Source organism: Phyllobacterium sp. YR620 (assembly GCF_900104165.1).
GTDB lineage: Bacteria > Pseudomonadota > Alphaproteobacteria > Rhizobiales > Rhizobiaceae > Phyllobacterium > Phyllobacterium pellucidum.
This window is the reverse complement of the sequence record NZ_FNJP01000002.1, coordinates 365983-383634: the sequence shown is the minus strand read 5'-3', so window position 1 is coordinate 383634 and position 17652 is coordinate 365983. Positions and strand designations below refer to the sequence as shown.

The 17652-nt window shown below is 57.4% G+C and carries 13 protein-coding genes; 11 read left to right on the top strand and 2 right to left on the bottom strand.

Translation table 11 applies throughout. From position 1 onward, the window contains the following. The first annotated feature begins 95 nt into the window (after positions 1 to 95). A complete protein-coding gene (locus BLR72_RS08610; protein WP_091947363.1) occupies positions 96 to 986 on the top strand; it encodes a LysR family transcriptional regulator in 891 nt (296 codons plus the stop codon). Positions 987 to 1023: 37 nt separating this feature from the next. After that, positions 1024 to 2010 (top strand): Gfo/Idh/MocA family protein, encoded by a 987-nt coding sequence (locus tag BLR72_RS08605; protein WP_091947360.1) that lies wholly within the window; start codon positions 1024 to 1026, stop codon positions 2008 to 2010. A gap of 75 nt (positions 2011 to 2085) precedes the next feature. Here the strand turns inward: BLR72_RS08605 and BLR72_RS08600 are convergent, their stop codons facing one another. Continuing rightward, entirely contained in the window at positions 2086 to 3999 is a 1914-nt protein-coding gene (locus BLR72_RS08600; RefSeq protein WP_091947357.1) for a S10 family serine carboxypeptidase-like protein, read from the bottom strand. A gap of 121 nt (positions 4000 to 4120) precedes the next feature. Next, positions 4121 to 5281 (bottom strand): zinc metalloprotease HtpX, encoded by a 1161-nt coding sequence (locus BLR72_RS08595; protein ID WP_091947354.1) that lies wholly within the window; start codon positions 5279 to 5281, stop codon positions 4121 to 4123. 254 nt (positions 5282 to 5535) lie between these two features. Between BLR72_RS08595 and dnaK the strand changes: the two genes are divergently transcribed. The 9 genes from dnaK (at position 5536) to BLR72_RS08550 (ending at position 17621) form a co-directional block, all read left to right on the top strand. Continuing rightward, positions 5536 to 7458: a molecular chaperone DnaK gene (gene dnaK, locus BLR72_RS08590; protein WP_091947351.1), complete on the top strand. Its 1923-nt coding sequence runs from the start codon at positions 5536 to 5538 to the stop codon at positions 7456 to 7458. Positions 7459 to 7684: 226 nt separating this feature from the next. After that, positions 7685 to 11443 carry a GH92 family glycosyl hydrolase gene (locus BLR72_RS08585; protein WP_091947348.1) on the top strand — a complete coding sequence of 1253 codons (3759 nt, stop codon included), beginning with the start codon at positions 7685 to 7687 and terminating at the stop codon, positions 11441 to 11443. 252 nt (positions 11444 to 11695) lie between these two features. Further along, positions 11696 to 12823: a molecular chaperone DnaJ gene (dnaJ, locus tag BLR72_RS08580; RefSeq protein ID WP_027230874.1), complete on the top strand. Its 1128-nt coding sequence runs from the start codon at positions 11696 to 11698 to the stop codon at positions 12821 to 12823. Between the two features lie 84 nt (positions 12824 to 12907). After that, positions 12908 to 13504, top strand: coding sequence for a phospholipid N-methyltransferase PmtA (pmtA, locus tag BLR72_RS08575; RefSeq protein ID WP_091947346.1), 597 nt, complete (start codon positions 12908 to 12910; stop codon positions 13502 to 13504). 44 nt (positions 13505 to 13548) lie between these two features. Then, entirely contained in the window at positions 13549 to 14133 is a 585-nt protein-coding gene (locus BLR72_RS08570) for an NADPH-dependent FMN reductase (RefSeq protein WP_091947342.1), read from the top strand. 91 nt (positions 14134 to 14224) lie between these two features. Next, on the top strand, positions 14225 to 14923 hold the full coding sequence (gene pyrF, locus BLR72_RS08565; protein WP_091948583.1) for an orotidine-5'-phosphate decarboxylase: 699 nt from the start codon (positions 14225 to 14227) through the stop codon (positions 14921 to 14923). Positions 14924 to 14946: 23 nt separating this feature from the next. Then, positions 14947 to 15243 (top strand): DUF1330 domain-containing protein, encoded by a 297-nt coding sequence (locus tag BLR72_RS08560; RefSeq protein WP_027230871.1) that lies wholly within the window; start codon positions 14947 to 14949, stop codon positions 15241 to 15243. A gap of 164 nt (positions 15244 to 15407) precedes the next feature. Continuing rightward, complete coding sequence (locus tag BLR72_RS08555; protein WP_091920642.1) at positions 15408 to 16688, top strand: polyhydroxyalkanoate depolymerase; 1281 nt, start codon at positions 15408 to 15410, stop codon at positions 16686 to 16688. A 318-nt stretch (positions 16689 to 17006) separates the two neighbouring features. After that, positions 17007 to 17621 carry a transglutaminase-like cysteine peptidase gene (locus BLR72_RS08550; protein ID WP_027230869.1) on the top strand — a complete coding sequence of 205 codons (615 nt, stop codon included), beginning with the start codon at positions 17007 to 17009 and terminating at the stop codon, positions 17619 to 17621. Positions 17622 to 17652: the final 31 nt, after the last annotated feature.

Genomic DNA, 17652 nt, shown 5'->3' with positions numbered 1-17652 from the left:
ATCTCCTTGCCTCGTGTGGTGAGTCGAAGATAAGGCCTGTGGGAGTGTTCGATAATTCCTTGTCGGTGGCACAGCTTGTTCGATATGGTAGATCAATGGAACGATCCCGCCTGCCGCAACTTGCCGTTTTCGCCAGCGTCGCCGCTTGCGGCGGTTTTCGCGGTGCCGCCAAGGAACTCGGCATAGCGCCATCCGCAGTAAGCCATGCTATCTCCAGTCTCGAACAGGCCCTGGGCGTCAGGTTGCTGGCTCGCACCACGCGCAGCGTCACCGTCACCGAGGAAGGCGCGCTGCTGTTGAAGCGGCTGCGCCCGGCGCTCGGCGAGATCGACCTCGCGTTCGATGCGGTCAAGGAAGCGAATAATCGCGTTGCCGGCAATTTGCGCCTCAGTGTTCCGCCCTTCGCCGCCCACTGGCTGCTTGCGCCGCGGCTCGCCGCCTTCAGCGCGGCCTATCCCGGTGTCACGCTGGAACTCAGGGCCGAGGAACCCTTCAATGATATCGTCGCCGCCGGACTTGATGCCGGTATGCGCCTTGGCGAAAGCCTCGAGCCCGACATGATCGCCGTACCGCTGAGCGGTCCGATCCATGCCAATATCGTCGGCGCGCCCGCCTACCTCGATGCGCATCCGCTGCCGTTGCATCCCCGCGATCTTGCCGCGCATCGCTGTATCCGCCGTCGCTTTGCAAGCGGTCAGGTCTATCGCTGGGAGTTTGAAAAGGATGGAGAGGAGATCGTCATCGATGTGAACGGCCCATTGATCCTTGGCGATGACGGCCTGGTTATCGCCGCCGCTCTTGGCGGTGCCGGGCTCGCTTTTCTCCTCCAGCATATGGCGCAGGATGCGATTGCCGACGGTCGGCTGCGCCGCGTCCTTGAAGATTGGTGCGCGCCATTTCCGGGCGTCTATCTTTACTATCCGAGCCGCCGGCAAATGCGCCCGGCGCTGCGCGCCTTCATTGATTTCTTCCGCTTTACGACCTAGAGCAGTGCTTCCATTCGCCGAAACAGGAGAAGCCGTCATGTTCCGCTGGGGTGTTTTATCAACTGCCAAGATCGGAGTGACAGCCGTCATTCCGGCAATCTGCGACGCGGAAAACGGTGTCCTCGCCGGGATTGCCAGCCGCGACCTTGCGAGGGCGCGCGCGGTTGCCGATCGTTTCGGTGCGCCGCATGCATTCGGCTCCTATGAGGATATGCTCGCGTCCAGCGAAATCGACGGCGTTTATATCCCGCTGCCGACGTCCCAGCACGTCGAATGGTCGCTGAAAGCCGCCGAGGCCGGCAAGCACGTCCTGTGTGAGAAGCCCATTTCGCTCAATGCCGGTGAAATCGATGCGCTGCTGTCCGCGCGCGACAAGAATGCCGTTTTGATTTCGGAGGCCTTCATGGTCACCTATCATCCGCAATGGCTGAAGGTGCGGGAGCTTGTCGCCGACGGCGCCATCGGTACGCTGCGCCAGGTGCAGGCAGCATTCACCTATTTCAACAAGGACGCCAACAATATGCGCAATCAGGTGTCGCTCGGCGGCGGCGCCCTGCCCGATATCGGCGTCTATCCGACGGTCGCGACACGCTTCGTTACCGGCAAAGAGCCGTTGCGGGTCGCCGCAAGCGTCGAGCGCGATCCCGAATTCGGCACCGATCGCTTTGCGAGTGTCCGGGCGGATTTTGACGGGTTCGAACTTGCGTTCTACGTCGCCACGCAACTAGCCGCCCGCCAGTCGATCGTATTCCACGGCGACAAGGGGTTTATCGAGGTCCTGGCGCCGTTCAACACCGGCAAATACGATCATGCCAAGATCACGCTGCATAATGCCAACCATAGCAGCGCGACCGAGTTCAACTTCAGCGATGTGAACCACTACCGCCTGGAGGTCGAGGCCTTCGCCCGCGCCGCCAAGGGTGAGAAGGCCCAAATCTTCACGCTGGAGGATTCGGTGCGCAACCAGAAGCTCATCGATGCGATCTACCGCGCGGATAAGAGCGGGGCCTGGGAAACGGTTTGAGATTTGGCGACTTTCAATAAAAACCGGCGGTCTCGCCGCCGGTTTTCATCTCTGCTTGCAGCTTGGGCCCGCGTTCTAATTTTGTGAGGCAACGGTCGTTGCTGGTTGCGCCATGTAGAACGCGTCCAGCGCTTTCTTCATCGGTCCCCGCGCCGCCTCCGTATAGTACGTCATGTGGCCACCCTCGAATAGTTTCACGGGTATGATTTTGTCGAGCTTGGCCTGTTTCAACGTTGTCTCGCTACCAAAAAAAGGCGTCGACATGTCGTAGTAGCCATGAAGCACCAGCATCTTCAATTTGGGGTCGCGCCCGAGTGCATGTGTTATTTCGACCACGCCGCCCGGGTCGCGGTTCAGGTTAAATTTACAGCCACAATTTATGAGGTATTTACCATCTGTAAAATAATTGAGATATGTCGGCAATCTCGAACTGATGTGGTCGCCGAATATCTTCTTGTCAAATTCGTTTACGTCATAGTCATCCGCTTTCAAGCGCGTGTCGTAGACCCCGCCGCCGAACCCAGGTACTTTGATGGATATATCGCCATACTTCGTGAACGCTTCATCTGCCGTCATCGAAGGATCGCCAAAAATATTCCGCAGTTCGGTCAGTGTTGACTCCACCAAAGCAATTACCTCAGGCGTCTTTGGCTTGTAGGCCAGCGGCTTGCCGCTCTTTCCTCCAGTTCCAGGTTCTTGAACCTTTTCGTTGTACTTCACATATGTAGGCGCGAAGCGTTCCTCGGAGAATTTGCGCAGATAGTCGGCATATTCTTCCAGGGTGCGGTTGCCGCGCCAGCTCTTCGCTGGACCCAGCAAATAATCGACCGTAAAGGCACTGGTTGGTAAGGTTAGATAGCAACCACCGGACAAATTGAACAGGTAGCATGAACTCCCGTTCAGAAGCGGCGAGTTGAAGACCAGGCCCGTGAGCACCTTTGTCGGTCTGCCGGAAGGATCAGGCTCGTAAATACTGATGCCAGCGTCTTCCATGAGCGCGCTGGCAAAGGCGATGCGCGAACCGCCCCAGGATTCGCCGTACAGATACTTGGGCGAACTCTGCCGGCTGTTCGTGTTGACGTAGCGTGCTACAAAGTCCCTAACTATAGCTGCGTCCGTGTCGGCGACGTAGAATTCTTCATTCTTGTGCGGCGCGATTGCTTTGGATAGCCCCGTGCCGACAGGATCGACAAAGACAAGATCCGTCTGGTCGAGCAGTGTCTCTGAATTGTCGAGAAGCGGAAATTTCAAGTCCTTGGCAAGTTTTGGAATATTGGGCGTGTCTATTTTAAGGCGTTGCGGGGCCCATGAAGCAGTATGCAAGTACACAGAGGAAGAACCGGGCCCACCGTTGAAGAGAAAAGTGACGGGACGGTTTTCAGGAGGCAGATCGTCCCGCGTATAGGACATATAGAAAATCGCCGCTTTCGCGTCTTTCTTGTCAGGGCTTTTTGGGTCTTTCGGCGCATAGGCGATAAAATGACCGGCTTTGGCGGTAAACCAGACGGTCTTGCCATTGATCGTCATAGAATGACGCATCGATGACGGGGTTTCGTCGACCGGAGCGGTCGCAGTCGCAGGATGGTCTTCTTGGTGGAATGCATAGTCCGCCGGAGCAATCAGCGCATAGGCTTCTTCATCAAGCCCCGCTTCTTTCAGAACGCTCACAGCCTCGTAGGGCTTGCCCGCCTTCATCAATTCTGCGGCCTCCGCCCGAGCGGCGGCGCCGGGATCGACAGTTACGGCCGGGGGAACCGGCTGCACCGGTTCGGTGACTTCAGGCACCACCTCTACAGTCGTTTCCGGCGCCACCGCTACCGGTGTTTGCGGCGTCACGGCTTGAGTGGTTTCTGGCAAAGCTGCTGCTTCAAAGGTGCCCGCCGAGGAAACTTCGACGGCGGGCGCCGCACTTGCCGGGGCCGGGTTGTCGGAACTGTCGCATGCAGCGAGGCCTAAAAGTGGAAAAAGGTAAAGTATTTTTAAGTTCATTTGAATTCCCCTATGAATGGGTGAATTCAGCAGATGAAATATGTGATGACAATTCAACCAAAGTCGCGGTCTGAATGTTTTTTAGGCAAAATCAGAAGTTATTTTAGGGAAAGTGCCTGACCTACCAATAGACACCGCCGCGGGTGACATGGACTCGCGGATCGCCGTCGGGGGTATAAAGGCTTGCAGCGCAGGCCTCGCAGTCGGCATCCTTGTCGGCGACAACCGGATGCGTCGCCTGCGTATTGATGAGTGACAGGATCTCAAGGTTGTTGGAGTTCCAGCGGCCATATTGCTGGCCAATCTGCGGGACTGATCGCGGGCGGGTGCGAATATGCTCCTGCGGCTCAAGCGCCAGTTTGATGAGAATGTCGTCCCGCATCTTTTCGCCCCGCGCCACAACCGCGCAGGCATCCTTCAAGGCCTGCAACCGCGCCACCCGCGCTTCGGTCAGCGGGTGCGTGCGCAGGACCGAAGGATCGGGTATGCGCCCGCCCGGCAGGATCAGGCTTTCCCAAACCTTGCCTTGCGCCTTTTCGAGCTTCGTCAGCGCATGGGCGAGGCCTTCAGGATCGCCGGTGAGCATGGCGGCACCGAGATCGGCATTAAACTCGCGGGTACGCGAAAGCGCCATTTGCAGGAGGCCGCCGACCGTCGGAGCCACCAGCAGCACCAGAACCCCAAGCCAGGGTATCTGCGGCGTTGATCCGCTGGCGAGCCAAGTAATATTGAAAAGCAGCGAGACAATGCCGATCGTCGACATCAGCGACGTGAAGCGGGAGACCGTGTCGGCAAGCGCCATGACCCGCAAATCTTCATTGCGGATATGGCTTATTTCGTGGGCGAGAACGCCGGTAAGTTCGCGCGCGGTCAGGGTCCTGACCAACTGATCGGTAACAGCGACGACCGCCGTTTCTCTGGAGCCCACGGCAAAGGCGTTCATCATCCTCGAGGGAATGACGTGGAGCTTCGGCACGGCTGCAAGTTCGGCCCGGCGGGCGAGTTCCTCGACGATTGCCAAACCTTGCGGAAATTCCGAACGGGTGACGGGCCGCGCCTTGTACATGGCAAGCACCATTTGCGGGCTGATGCGCTTGATCGCATAAAGGCTGATGCCGCCGAAGACGAGGGCATAGGCAATGCCTGCCGGGCCTGCCAGGGTCCAGGCACAGGCGATTAGGAGCGCAAGGCTGCCTGCGAGCAGCAGCCAGGTGTGCAGCATGTTGATCAATTGGCTGCGGCGATGCTCGGGAATATGGGGGTGGAGCGCGCTTTCGGTCATCCTCGAAATATGGGGTCATCGCCGGATTTGGGCAATAGAGCGCCCCAGACCCGGTTTTTACGACTCTTTTGCAACAATTCCCCCGACAAATGCTGTAGCTTAGAACTTGCATGGCAAATTTACCCTTCTTATATAGCCCCCAACAATGTAAGTACCGCTCGCCTCGGCGGTCCCCTATTGTTGAAACCCCCTAGGGGCTGCTGAATGGAATGCTCGGCAGAGGTCCCAGCAGCCTGCTGAATGGAGATGAAGTAATGGCAAAAGTTATCGGTATTGATTTGGGAACGACCAATTCCTGCGTCGCCGTCATGGATGGCAAGAACGCGAAGGTCATTGAAAATGCGGAAGGCGCACGCACGACGCCATCCATCGTTGCATTTACGGATAGCGACGAACGCCTCGTTGGCCAGCCGGCCAAGCGCCAGGCTGTCACCAATCCTGAAGGCACCGTCTTTGCGGTCAAGCGCCTCATCGGCCGCCGCTTCGACGATCCGACCGTCGAGAAGGACAAGAAGCTCGTCCCCTATCACATTGTGAAGGGCGACAATGGCGATGCCTGGGTTGAAGTCCACGGCAAGAAATATTCGCCGTCACAGATTTCCGCGATGGTCCTGCAGAAGATGAAGGAAACCGCCGAAGCCTATCTCGGCGAGAAGGTCGAGAAAGCCGTCATCACGGTTCCGGCCTACTTCAACGATGCCCAGCGTCAGGCGACCAAGGATGCTGGCAAGATCGCCGGTCTCGAAGTCCTGCGCATCATCAACGAGCCGACTGCGGCCGCTCTCGCCTACGGGCTTGACAAGAAGGAAGGCAAGACGATTGCCGTATACGATCTTGGCGGCGGCACGTTCGACGTGTCGATTCTCGAGATCGGCGACGGCGTCTTCGAAGTGAAGTCGACCAATGGCGATACGTTCCTTGGCGGTGAAGACTTCGACATGCGTCTGGTCGAATATTTCGCAGCCGAGTTCAAGAAGGAACAGGGCATCGACCTGAAGAACGACAAGCTCGCGCTGCAGCGCCTCAAGGAAGCCGCTGAAAAGGCGAAGATCGAACTTTCGTCGGCACAGCAGACGGAAATCAACCTGCCGTTCATCACCGCCGATGCGACGGGTCCGAAGCATCTGACGATGAAGCTGTCGCGCGCCAAGTTCGAAAGCCTCGTCGACGATCTGGTCCAGCGCACGGTCGAGCCCTGCAAGTCCGCGCTCAAGGATGCCGGCCTCAAGGCTGGTGAGATCGATGAAGTGGTTCTCGTCGGCGGCATGACCCGCATGCCGAAGATCCAGGAAATCGTCAAAGCCTTCTTCGGCAAGGAACCCCACAAGGGCGTCAATCCGGACGAAGTGGTCGCAATGGGCGCCGCCATTCAGGCCGGTGTTCTCCAGGGGGACGTCAAGGACGTGCTCCTGCTCGACGTCACGCCGCTTTCGCTCGGCATCGAAACGCTGGGCGGTGTCTTCACCCGTCTGATCGAGCGCAACACGACGATCCCGACGAAGAAGTCGCAGACTTTCTCCACGGCCGAGGACAATCAGTCCGCCGTGACGATCCGTGTCTTCCAGGGCGAGCGCGAAATGGCCGCCGACAACAAGGCGCTCGGACAGTTCGATCTCGTCGGCATTCCGCCAGCGCCGCGCGGCGTTCCGCAGATCGAGGTCACGTTCGACATCGACGCTAACGGTATCGTCAATGTTTCGGCCAAGGACAAGGGCACCGGCAAGGAGCACCAGATCCGCATCCAGGCATCCGGTGGTCTCTCCGACGCCGACATCGAGAAGATGGTGAAGGACGCCGAAGCCAATGCCGAGAGCGACAAGAAGCGTCGTGAGGCTGTGGAGGCGAAGAACCAGGCGGAAGCTCTGGTCCATTCGACCGAAAAGTCGCTGAAGGACTATGGCGACAAGGTTTCGGCTGAGGACAAGGGCGCCATCGAGACCGCGCTTGCCGACCTGAAGTCTGCAATCGAAGGCGATGACGCCGACGTCATCAAGGCAAAGACCCAGACTCTTGCCGAAGCTTCTATGAAGCTTGGCCAGGCGATGTACGAAGCTTCGCAGGCTGCTGAAACCGCTGAAGGCGCAGCAGGCGCCGAGGCAACGGCCAAGGCCGACGACGATGTCGTCGACGCCGATTTCGAAGAAATCGACGAGGACGGCAAGAAGAAGTCTGCCTGACGCCTTCTACGAAACCCACGGAAAAGCCCGGCCATCGTGCCGGGCTTTTTTGTTGCAGGGTTAGACTTTCGGTCAATTGAGAGCCGAGGAGAATAGGACTATCACGCCTATTCAATCGGTTGAATTGCTACTGGGAGGGGCAATCGAACCGGGCCCGTATTTCGGACCCTTGCCCTCCAAGTTATTTCAGCAGGATTCATTGTTGAATTCATTGGAGGAAAGTCATTTGAAAAAGACATTTATCACCGCCCTTCTTGGGTGCACGATGCTCGCTGGCTGCAACAACGGCGACGACAGAACGAGCGACAACACTGATCCGCAGGGGACCTTCAACGCCAAGATCGAGGAGGCCAACGGCCGCGTGTCTGCGCTCACGGCCGAGGTTCAGGCGCTCAATAGTGCCAATACCTTGCTCGGTGATCAGGTGGCAGCGTTGAAAACCGCCGATACCGCAGCAAACACTGCGGTTGAAACGCTGGTGAAGCGCACTAACGAGCTGGAAGCCGGAAATAATGCGCAGGACGCTGCTGTAAGCGCCATGATCGGCCAGCTTAAGAGCGAGATCGCTGAACTTGAAAAGCAGCGTCAGGAGGCAAACTCCAGTATGACCGCGCTCCTTGCAAAGGTAGGCACCAGTGCAACGACCCCAGATCTCTCGGCCGCGATCGATCAGTTGAAGGCGAGATACGAGGAGATCGAGAAGAAGGTTTCCACAGCCAATACCAAGATCGCGACCTTGGAAAGCGTCCACACGGCCGACGACACCAAGATCGTCAAGCTTCAGACAGCTCTGGCCTCACTCGACCAGACCGCAAAGAGCCTGAAGCTCGAAACAATGCAGCCGCATATCGCGGATCTTCAAGCAGAACTGACAAAGTACCAGCCGAATGTGGCGGCGTTGGCCGCGATCGCCGATCGCGCATCTGAATCGAGGGCCCGCACAACGAAGGTCGATCGAACGAAGTTGTCGACTGAGGATGCGGCCGCGTATGACGCGGCGGTTCAGGAGCTTGCAACCTTGGAAAAGGACCTTGCCGCGAAACAGGCGGAGGTTGCTGCAACGCTCGCCAAGGGCGGTGCAATTCTCAAATCGATCGGTGAACTGCAGGCCGATGCAACCTCTGGCCAGGTGATGGAGATTGACGGTCAAATCACAGGATTATCCACAGCACTCAAGGCGGATACGAAACCACTTCAGGATAAATTGGCCGGGTATTCCAAAGTGACCGCCACGCTTGGCCGCAAGGTCACGGAACTCACCGGTACCGGTCTGGCGGCATTCGTCAATACCACACGCGGCTCACTCTCCGAGCGCCATTTCGGCGCCAGCAACGTCTCGCGCGGCAACAATTTTCCTGCCACTGCAGTGCCGTTCGGCTTCAATATGTGGTCGCCAGTCAGTTCTACCGATAACAGCTCTTTTTATGACCCCAACTCAAAATACATGCGGGCATTTGCTGTAACGCATGAGGCGAGCAAGTGGAACGGCAACCGTCAGGCCCTGAAAATCATGCCAGTCAGGAACGAGGGCGTTCGGCTTCCGAATGATAACGGCGAACTATTCGACCGCAAAAACGAAGTTGCGATGGCGCATTACTACAGCGTGACCTTCGAAAACAAAATCAAGACGGAAATCACGCCCACGGATCACGCCGCGTATTTCCGGTTCACAGCGCCCGACACCATGGCAAAAACCACAATCGCTTTCGATACGTTTGAAGGGCTCGGTTCGCTGAAAGTCGATCAGGCGCAGGGTACGGCATCGGGCTATGCCAATCACGGTTCCAACGCTTACACTCCCAAAATGTACTTCTTCATCAAGTTCGACAACAAGATTACAAATTTCCAGCAGGATATCTCGCCGGGGGATGTGAGGTCGTGGGTACAATTCGATACGCCCGCAGGCGTCAAGGTGGTCGGCATGAAGATGGCCACCTCGTTCATCAGCGTGGAGCAGGCACAGAGCAATCTCGAACAGGAAATCGCCGCCAAGAGCTTTGACGATGTACTGGCCCTGGCTTTGGCGGCCTGGAACGAAAAGCTCAATGCCGTCCGCGTCGAAGGTGCGACAGACGACCAGAAGATCATCCTTTACTCCAACCTGTACCGAAGCTTTCTTTATCCCAATTCCGCCTGGGAAAATGTCATAGAAAACGGCAACCCCGTGCCAACTTATGTCAGCCCCTACACCACGACCGACAAGATCAAGAAGGGGAAGATCTGGGTAAACAATGGGTTCTGGGATACCTACCGGACCACATGGCCACTTTATGCCTTGCTCGTCCCAAACCAGGCAGGCGAGATGATTGACGGTTTCGTCAACGGCTTCAAGGATGGTGGCTGGACCACGCGCTGGTCCAATCCCGGCTACGCGGACTCCATGGTGGGGACAAGCTCCGACATCATCATCGCGGACGCTTATATGAAGGGCATACGCAATTTCGATATCGATGCCGCCTATAATTCGATTGTCCGCAACGCATCGACCTTCAGCAGCAACAACGATCGCGGACGCAAGGGCATGGCCAACACGCCATTCTACGGCTATTCGATCCTAAGCAGCGAATCTGTATCATGGTCGCTTGAGGGGTATTTGAACGATTTCGGCCTGGCGCAAATGGCGAAGGCAATGAACAAGGGCGACGACTACGCCTACTTTATGAATAGTGCCATCAGTTATCCTAACCTTTTTGACAATACCTCGACGGGCGCGTGGGCTGGAGGTTTCTTCCGCGCCAAGAATTCAACCGGCGGCCTGATGTTCACTTCGGGCACGCCGCAAAGCTGGGGCAACGGCTTTACGGAAGGCAACGCCTGGTCCTATGCATTCCTCGCACCACAGGATGGTCAGGGTCTGGCCAACCTCTATGGCGGACGGCAGAAGCTTAAGGATAAACTCGATACCTTCTTCACCACGCGTGCGGGTCTTGATGGCGGCAGCTACGGAGGGATACACGAAGTCTACGAGGCCAAGATGGTCGACGACTTGGCCAATGTCGGGGAATACCAGCACTCCAACCAGCCGGTACATCACTCCATTTACATGTATAATTATGCCGGGTCCCCGTCGAGCGGACAAAAATATCTGCGCGATGTAATGGACAAGCTGTATTTTACCGGCTTTGGCGCGGACGGTGTCAGCAACGGGCACGGCTATATTGGCGATGAGGATAACGGCGAACAATCGGCCTGGTATGTTTTGAGCGCCATGGGCTTTTATCCCGTCAGCATGGGGCGCCCGGAATATGCGATCGGCGCGCCATACTTCCCCAAGATGACCGTGCAATTAAAGAACATCAAGGGCGAGCTTAAGAAGCTGGTTATCAATGCGCCTAATGTAAGCAGCAGCAACCGCTATGTGCAGAGCGTGAAACTGAACGGAACGGCCTTGACGCGCAATTACTTGCTGCACTCCGAACTGGCGGAAGGCGCAACCCTCGATTTCGAGATGGGCCCGAATCCATCCCAGTGGGGCACGGGGGTGAATGACGTTCCGACCTCCATCACGCAGGGTGACAAGAAACCGACACCTCTGAAGTCCCTGTTGCCGATTGGGAATTATAATGTGACGGCAAGCACGGATGCGGCCAAGGCAAACGTGTTCGACAGGACGTCAAGCACGAAATGGGACAGCCCCGCCGGATCCGCGGGCTGGATTGAGGCTGGCAAGAAGAGCTCGCCCTCCATCGATACCGTATCGCTGTATACCGTCACATCAACGAGCGCGGCCGGCCAAGATCCGACGGGCTGGACGTTGAAAGGTTCAAATGACGGCACCAACTGGGTCGCGCTCGACAAGCGAGATGAGCAGACTTTCCAGTGGCGCCAGCAAACTCGGCCCTTCGCTCTCAAAACACCAGTATCCTATAGCCGATACCGGCTGGAATTCACCGGCACCAACGCGGTCTCCGTTGCCGAGTTCGAGCTTTACGGAATGCCGGATGCGGTTCCGGCTCCCGTGGCAGCTGCGGCAACGCCTCTGTAAGTGCTTCCGAATTGCGAGGGCATTGTGACTACCCTCAGAACAAGAAGCCCGGCTCGCGCCGGGCTTTTTGCCGCCAACGCCTCAACGGCGTGTTCGATGCCGCCACATTCCCGCGATAATCCGCGAATATGCGGCATTTCTTGCGAATCAATGTAAGTTGGCTATGGCATTCACGGCGGCGAACACCTAAATACCGGCATTAAACAAGCTTCTTAAAGAAGCGTACGCGATTTTCACGGAACGAGTGTCTGGATGAAGGCTGACTATTACGAAACCCTCGGCGTCACGAAAGGCGCTGATGAGAAAGAGCTCAAGAGCGCTTTCCGTAAGCTGGCAATGCAATTTCACCCCGACAAGAATCCGGGAGACGCAGCCGCCGAACACCGATTCAAGGAAATTGGCGAGGCCTACGAGACCCTGAAGGACCCGCAGAAGCGGGCAGCCTACGACCGCTTCGGTCATGCGGCCTTCGAGCATGGCGGCATGAATGGCGGTGGTGGCTTCGGCGGCGCCGGTGGTTTCGCCGATATTTTCGAAGATATTTTTGGCGAGATGATGGGCGGTGGACGCCAGCGCCGCTCCGGCGGGCGCGAGCGTGGCGCCGATCTGCGCTACAATATGGAGATCACACTCGAGGAGGCCTATACCGGCAAGACGGCGCAGATCCGCGTTCCAACCTCGATCACCTGCGACGAATGCTCGGGTACCGGTGCAAAGGTCGGCACATCGCCCGTCACCTGCAGCACCTGCAGCGGTTCTGGCCGCGTGCGCGCTGCTCAAGGGTTCTTCTCGATAGAGCGCACCTGCCCGACATGCCATGGCCGTGGCCAGATCATCAAGGATCCATGCACCAAATGCTCGGGCCAGGGCCGCGTTACCGAAGAACGCGCGCTTTCCGTCAACATTCCAGCCGGCATCGAGGATGGCACCCGCATTCGCCTGACCGGCGAGGGCGAAGCTGGATTGCGCGGCGGACCGGCGGGCGATCTTTATATTTTCCTCTCGCTGAAGCCGCATGAGTTTTTCCAGCGCGACGGTGCCGATCTCTATTGCAAGGTACCGATTTCGATGACGACTGCCGCGCTTGGCGGGCAGATCGAAGTTGCGACGCTGGACGGTACGCAGACGCGGGTCAAGATTCCCGATGGCACGCAAAATGCCAAGCAGTTCCGTCTCAAGGGCAAGGGCATGCCGGTGCTGCGCCAGCCTGCCATGGGCGATCTCTACATCCAGATGGCCATTGAAACGCCGCAGAATCTCAACAAGCGCCAGCGCGAGTTGCTCGAAGAGTTCGAACGCATTTCATCGCAGGACAACAGCCCGCAATCGTCAGGCTTCTTTGCCCGCATGAAAGAGTTCTTCGAAAGTCTAAGCGAGTAGTTTTATTGGATCTTTTCCCGTTGGCGGCCTTGCTTCCGTCACGTGTTGCGGCATAAACTTGTCTAACTGCGACGGAGGATGAGCATGTCGAGACCTTTGGGGAAGAAACTGGCCGAGAAGTTCGGCGAGGAAATCCGGTTCTTCAAGGGTTGGATGCATGGTCCAAAGGCGGTGGGTTCGATTCTTCCAACGAGTTCGATTACTGCCCGGCGCATGGCGAGCGTCGTCAATCCGCATTCCGGGCTTCCCGTGCTCGAACTCGGCCCCGGCACCGGGGTAATCACCCGGGCTATTCTCAATCGCGGCGTCGCCCCGGCCAATCTTTATAGCGTCGAATATTCGTCGGATTTTGCCGAGCATCTGCGCGAGGATTTCCCTGGCGTCAACATCATCGAAGGCGATGCGTTCGATCTCGACACCACGCTGGGCGAGAAGCGCGACCAAAAATTCGACAGCGTCATCTCGGCGGTTCCACTCTTGAATTTCCCCGTAAGTGACCGCGTTGCCATCGTCGAGGATCTGCTGCGGCGTATTCCGCACGGGCGGCCCGTCGTCCAGATTACCTATGGGCCGCTTTCGCCGGTGCCCGCCGGGCGAGGCAACTACAAGATTGAGCATCTCGATTTCATTATCCGCAACGTGCCGCCGGCACGGCTCTGGGTCTACCGCAGGGTCGATTGACTCCGCTCAATTGCCCTTTGCTGCCATTTCGATAGAGGGTTTGAATGCTGCCGAAGATTCTGGTGTTCGCCGGGTCGAACCGTACCGGTGCCTACAGCAAGAAGGTAGCAAACGCTGCGGTCAAGACATTGGCCGAACTCGGCGCCGATGTGACGCTTATTGCGCTTTTCGATTATCCCTTGCCGTTGATGGATGAGGATCTCGAAGAGAAACAGGGAATTCCTGACAATGCCATGAAACTTGGCCGGCTCTTTGCGGCTCATGATGGCATGCTGATTGCCTCGCCCGAGTACAATTCTTCCATTCCGCCGCTTCTCAAGAATACCATCGACTGGGTCAGCCGTATTTCGCAGGATGGCGACAAGCCGCTTAAGCCCTATTCCGGCAAGGTCGTTGGACTTTGCTCTTCATCCGAGGGCAATTTCGGCGGTGCGCGCGGGCTCTATCATTTGCGGTCGGTCCTGATGAATGTCGGGACGCAGATCATCACGGAACAATGCTCGGTGATCCATGCCCATGAAGCCTTCGCCGAGGATGGATCGTTTCGCAACGAGCGCACGGCAAAGTCGATGGAACGGGTCTGCCAATCGTTGATCGACCACACGCGCTTTGCCAGATCCCGCGCATAGTTGGCGTTTTGCGGTGGCTCGCAGCAATAGCTGTTTCCAATCGGCTGCATCTGTGCCAATGGGATGCGATCAAAGAAAAAGGATGATTGTCATGACGGATGCGGCTTTGCGCGAGCGCCTGATCGTCGGCCTTGACGTGCCGACGCTCGACGTCGCCGAAGAGGTGATCAGCGAACTCGGCGATACGGTTTTATACTACAAGATCGGCTATCAGCTCGCCTTCGCCGGCGGGCTTGGTCTGGCCAGCGAACTTGCCCGTTCCGGCAAGAAAGTCTTTCTCGACATGAAACTTCTCGACATCGACAACACGGTGGCGAAGGCCGTTGAGAATATCGTTAAAATGGGCGTGTCGATGCTGACGCTGCATGCCTATCCGAAAGCCATGCGGGCCGCCGTCGAGGCAGCGCGGGGATCCGACCTTTGCTTGCTCGGCGTGACAGTGTTGACCTCGATGGACCAGCAGGATCTCGTCAATGCCGGCTATGAGCACGACCCGCATACGCTGGTGCTGATCCGGGCCGAACAGGCATTCAACGCCGGCATGGGCGGGATCGTTTGCGCGGCGACGGAGGCCGAGGCTGTGCGCAAGGTCGTCGGCCCGGAGCTTGCCATCGTCACGCCGGGCATTCGCCCGGCAGGTTCCGCCGCGGGCGATCAGAAGCGTGTGATGACGCCGGCAGACGCCCTGCGCGCCGGGGCGAGCCACCTTGTGGTCGGCCGCCCGATTGTCGGCGCTCGGGATCGCCGTTCGGCAGCGGAAGAGATTCTGGCTGAAATGGCCACGGCATAATTGGACATCAAAGGAGCGAGAAAATGCCCAAGGGATACTGGATCGCGCGGATGGATGTAAAAGACCCGGAACGCTACAAGGACTATATCGCCACAGCGAAACCTGCGTTCGAGAAATATGGCGCCAATTTCCTGGCGCGCGGCGGCGCCTATCACGTGCTCGAAGGGCAGGCGCGCGGACGCAACGTTGTCATCGAGTTTCCCTCGCTCCAGGCCGCGCTCGATTGCTATAATTCGCCGGAATACCAAGCTGCCAAGGCTATCCGCCTGACAGTCGCCGAGGGTGAGATGCTGCTGGTCGAAGGCGCCGAAGCCGGCTAACTGCGGCTGCGCCTTTCGATGCGAACATTTTTCTGTTCTCTCATACCTTTGTTGCATTGCAATAGCGGTAAAACCAGCTACGGTCACTGACCCGTCAAGAACATTTTCATATGTGGGCGTCATTGTTCTTGAATTGCAGCTGTGGTGATTGATCGGAAAGTGGAATGTTTTACCAACTTTATGAACTCAACCATGCCGCGCTTCAGCCTTACAGGGCTTTCGCCGATGCCACCAAGCTGTTCTATGATAACCCGCTCAATCCATTGTCCCAGACGGTAGTCGGGCGCTCCATCGCGGCGATGTGCGAGCTCTTCGAGCGCACCACCCGTGCCTACGGCAAGCCGGCATTCGGCCTGCCTACCACGGTGGTTGACGGAGTTGAGACCGACGTCAAAGAGAAGATCGTCTGGAAGAAGCCGTTTTGCAACCTCATCCATTTCAAGCGCGCCCTGCCGGCAAAGCGTGCCGCCGATCCGAGGATCCTGATTGTCGCGCCGATGTCCGGCCACTATGCGACGCTGCTGCGCGGCACCGTCGAAGCGCTTCTGCCGCATGCGGAGGTCTATATCACCGATTGGGTGGACGCCCGCACCGTTTCGCTCACTGACGGCAAGTTCGATCTCGACGACTATATCGATTACGTCATCGAGATGTTCCATGCGTTGGGCGAAGATACGCACGTGGTTGCGGTGTGCCAGCCTTCCGTACCGGTGCTTGCCGCCGTTTCGGTCATGGAAGCCAATGGCGACCGTTTCGCGCCTTCGAGCATGACGCTGATGGGTGGGCCAATCGATACCCGCAAGAATCCGACGGTGGTCAACAAACTCGCCGAGGAAAAGGGCATCGACTGGTTCCGCGACAATGTCGTCATGTCGGTTCCCTGGCCGCATGCGGGCTTTATGCGTGAGGTCTATCCCGGTTTCCTGCAGCTTTCAGGCTTCATGAGCATGAATCTCGACCGCCATATCACGGCGCACAAGGAATTCTTCATGCATCTCGTGAAGGAGGATGGCGACTCGGCAGACAAGCACCGCGAATTCTACGATGAATATATGGCGGTGATGGATTTGACGGCCGAGTTCTACCTGCAGACCGTCGATACCGTATTCGTCCGTCACGCCCTGCCAAAGGGCGAGATGACCCACCGCGGCATCCTTGTCGATCCATCCGCCATTCGCAATGTGGCGCTGCTTACGGTGGAAGGCGAAAATGACGATATCTCCGGCGTGGGTCAGACCAAGGCAGCTCAGACCCTCTGCGTGAATATCCCCAAAGAGATGCGCATGCATTACCTGCAGCCGAAGGTTGGGCACTACGGCGTGTTCAACGGTTCGCGCTTCCGTGCCGAAATTGCACCACGAATCGTCAAATTCGTTAACGATCACGCACGCGTGAACCGCCGGACGAGCAACGTTACGCCCATCGGCAAACGCGCGGCGGGCTAGAACCTTCGGTCTAGCCTCAGGCAGTGAAGAGACAGATCGATTAATCTGTTCCACGGAAAGAGTGCGAGAAATAATCGTTTGTTTTCAGTGGTTTGAGCAGCGGCTTTGGGCTTCGCTTACGAGGTATGTTGCTTCGGAAGCCATAGAGTTTCGCAGCAATTGCACGTCGGCGCATATCAATCGAACGTGGGGATAGGCGGCTTCTCAAATTTTAACCATATATTAACAATGGCAAGACCGTGGCGCCATTGTGATTGACTCATGTCCCGTCCGGCCATTAACGTTTTGTTAACGAAGGCTGCTGGTGTGGAGTAGGGCATGTTCGGAATGGGGCGGGTTTTGAAGTCGATGGGGATCGCAGCAGCGCTCTTCACGGCCGCATTTGGGGCAAACTCCGCCTCGGCGTCTGAAGCGTTCATGACCACCGGTGGCCTCACCTCACAACCAATCGGTCATTACGAGTTGTGCAAGCGTATGCCGGAAGAATGCTCGATCCGTAGCCGCAATATCATGCCCGAAAAGATGAGCCACGATTTCTGGCAGTTGATCGTCAACGTCAACAGCGACGTGAACCAGAAGATCAAGCCGCTCACCGACAAGGAAATTTACGGGGTCGAGGAATATTGGGCCTATCCGGACAAGGTCGGCGATTGCGAAGACTATGTGCTCCTGAAGCGCCGCGACCTGATGCAGCAGGGCATCTCGCCCGCCAATCTGCTGATCACCGTTGTCCGCAAGCCTGATGGCGAGGGTCATGCAGTCCTGACCGTTCGCACCGACAAGGGTGATTTCGTTCTCGATAACCTCGTTGACGGTGTGAAGAACTGGTCGGAGACCGAGTACACCTATCTGAAGCGCCAGGCGACCAACAATACCGGGCGCTGGGTCAGCATCGAAGCTCCTTCCAACATCCTCGTCGGCTCCGTCCAGTAACCGGGAGAGTCCGCGAAATTCGAACTGCCGG

What these genes read in the sequence shown, in the direction of transcription:
- dnaK (WP_091947351.1), top strand. Translation starts at nt 5,536, where the DNA reads ATGGCAAAAGTTATCGGTATTGATTTGGGAACGACCAATTCCTGCGTC.
- BLR72_RS08610 (WP_091947363.1), top strand. Translation starts at nt 96, where the DNA reads ATGGAACGATCCCGCCTGCCGCAACTTGCCGTTTTCGCCAGCGTCGCC.
- BLR72_RS08605 (WP_091947360.1), top strand. Translation starts at nt 1,024, where the DNA reads ATGTTCCGCTGGGGTGTTTTATCAACTGCCAAGATCGGAGTGACAGCC.
- BLR72_RS08570 (WP_091947342.1), top strand. Translation starts at nt 13,549, where the DNA reads ATGCTGCCGAAGATTCTGGTGTTCGCCGGGTCGAACCGTACCGGTGCC.
- dnaJ (WP_027230874.1), top strand. Translation starts at nt 11,696, where the DNA reads ATGAAGGCTGACTATTACGAAACCCTCGGCGTCACGAAAGGCGCTGAT.
- BLR72_RS08595 (WP_091947354.1), bottom strand. Translation starts at nt 5,281, where the DNA reads ATGACCGAAAGCGCGCTCCACCCCCATATTCCCGAGCATCGCCGCAGC.
- BLR72_RS08600 (WP_091947357.1), bottom strand. Translation starts at nt 3,999, where the DNA reads ATGAACTTAAAAATACTTTACCTTTTTCCACTTTTAGGCCTCGCTGCA.
- BLR72_RS08555 (WP_091920642.1), top strand. Translation starts at nt 15,408, where the DNA reads ATGTTTTACCAACTTTATGAACTCAACCATGCCGCGCTTCAGCCTTAC.
- pmtA (WP_091947346.1), top strand. Translation starts at nt 12,908, where the DNA reads ATGTCGAGACCTTTGGGGAAGAAACTGGCCGAGAAGTTCGGCGAGGAA.
- pyrF (WP_091948583.1), top strand. Translation starts at nt 14,225, where the DNA reads ATGACGGATGCGGCTTTGCGCGAGCGCCTGATCGTCGGCCTTGACGTG.
- BLR72_RS08550 (WP_027230869.1), top strand. Translation starts at nt 17,007, where the DNA reads ATGTTCGGAATGGGGCGGGTTTTGAAGTCGATGGGGATCGCAGCAGCG.
- BLR72_RS08560 (WP_027230871.1), top strand. Translation starts at nt 14,947, where the DNA reads ATGCCCAAGGGATACTGGATCGCGCGGATGGATGTAAAAGACCCGGAA.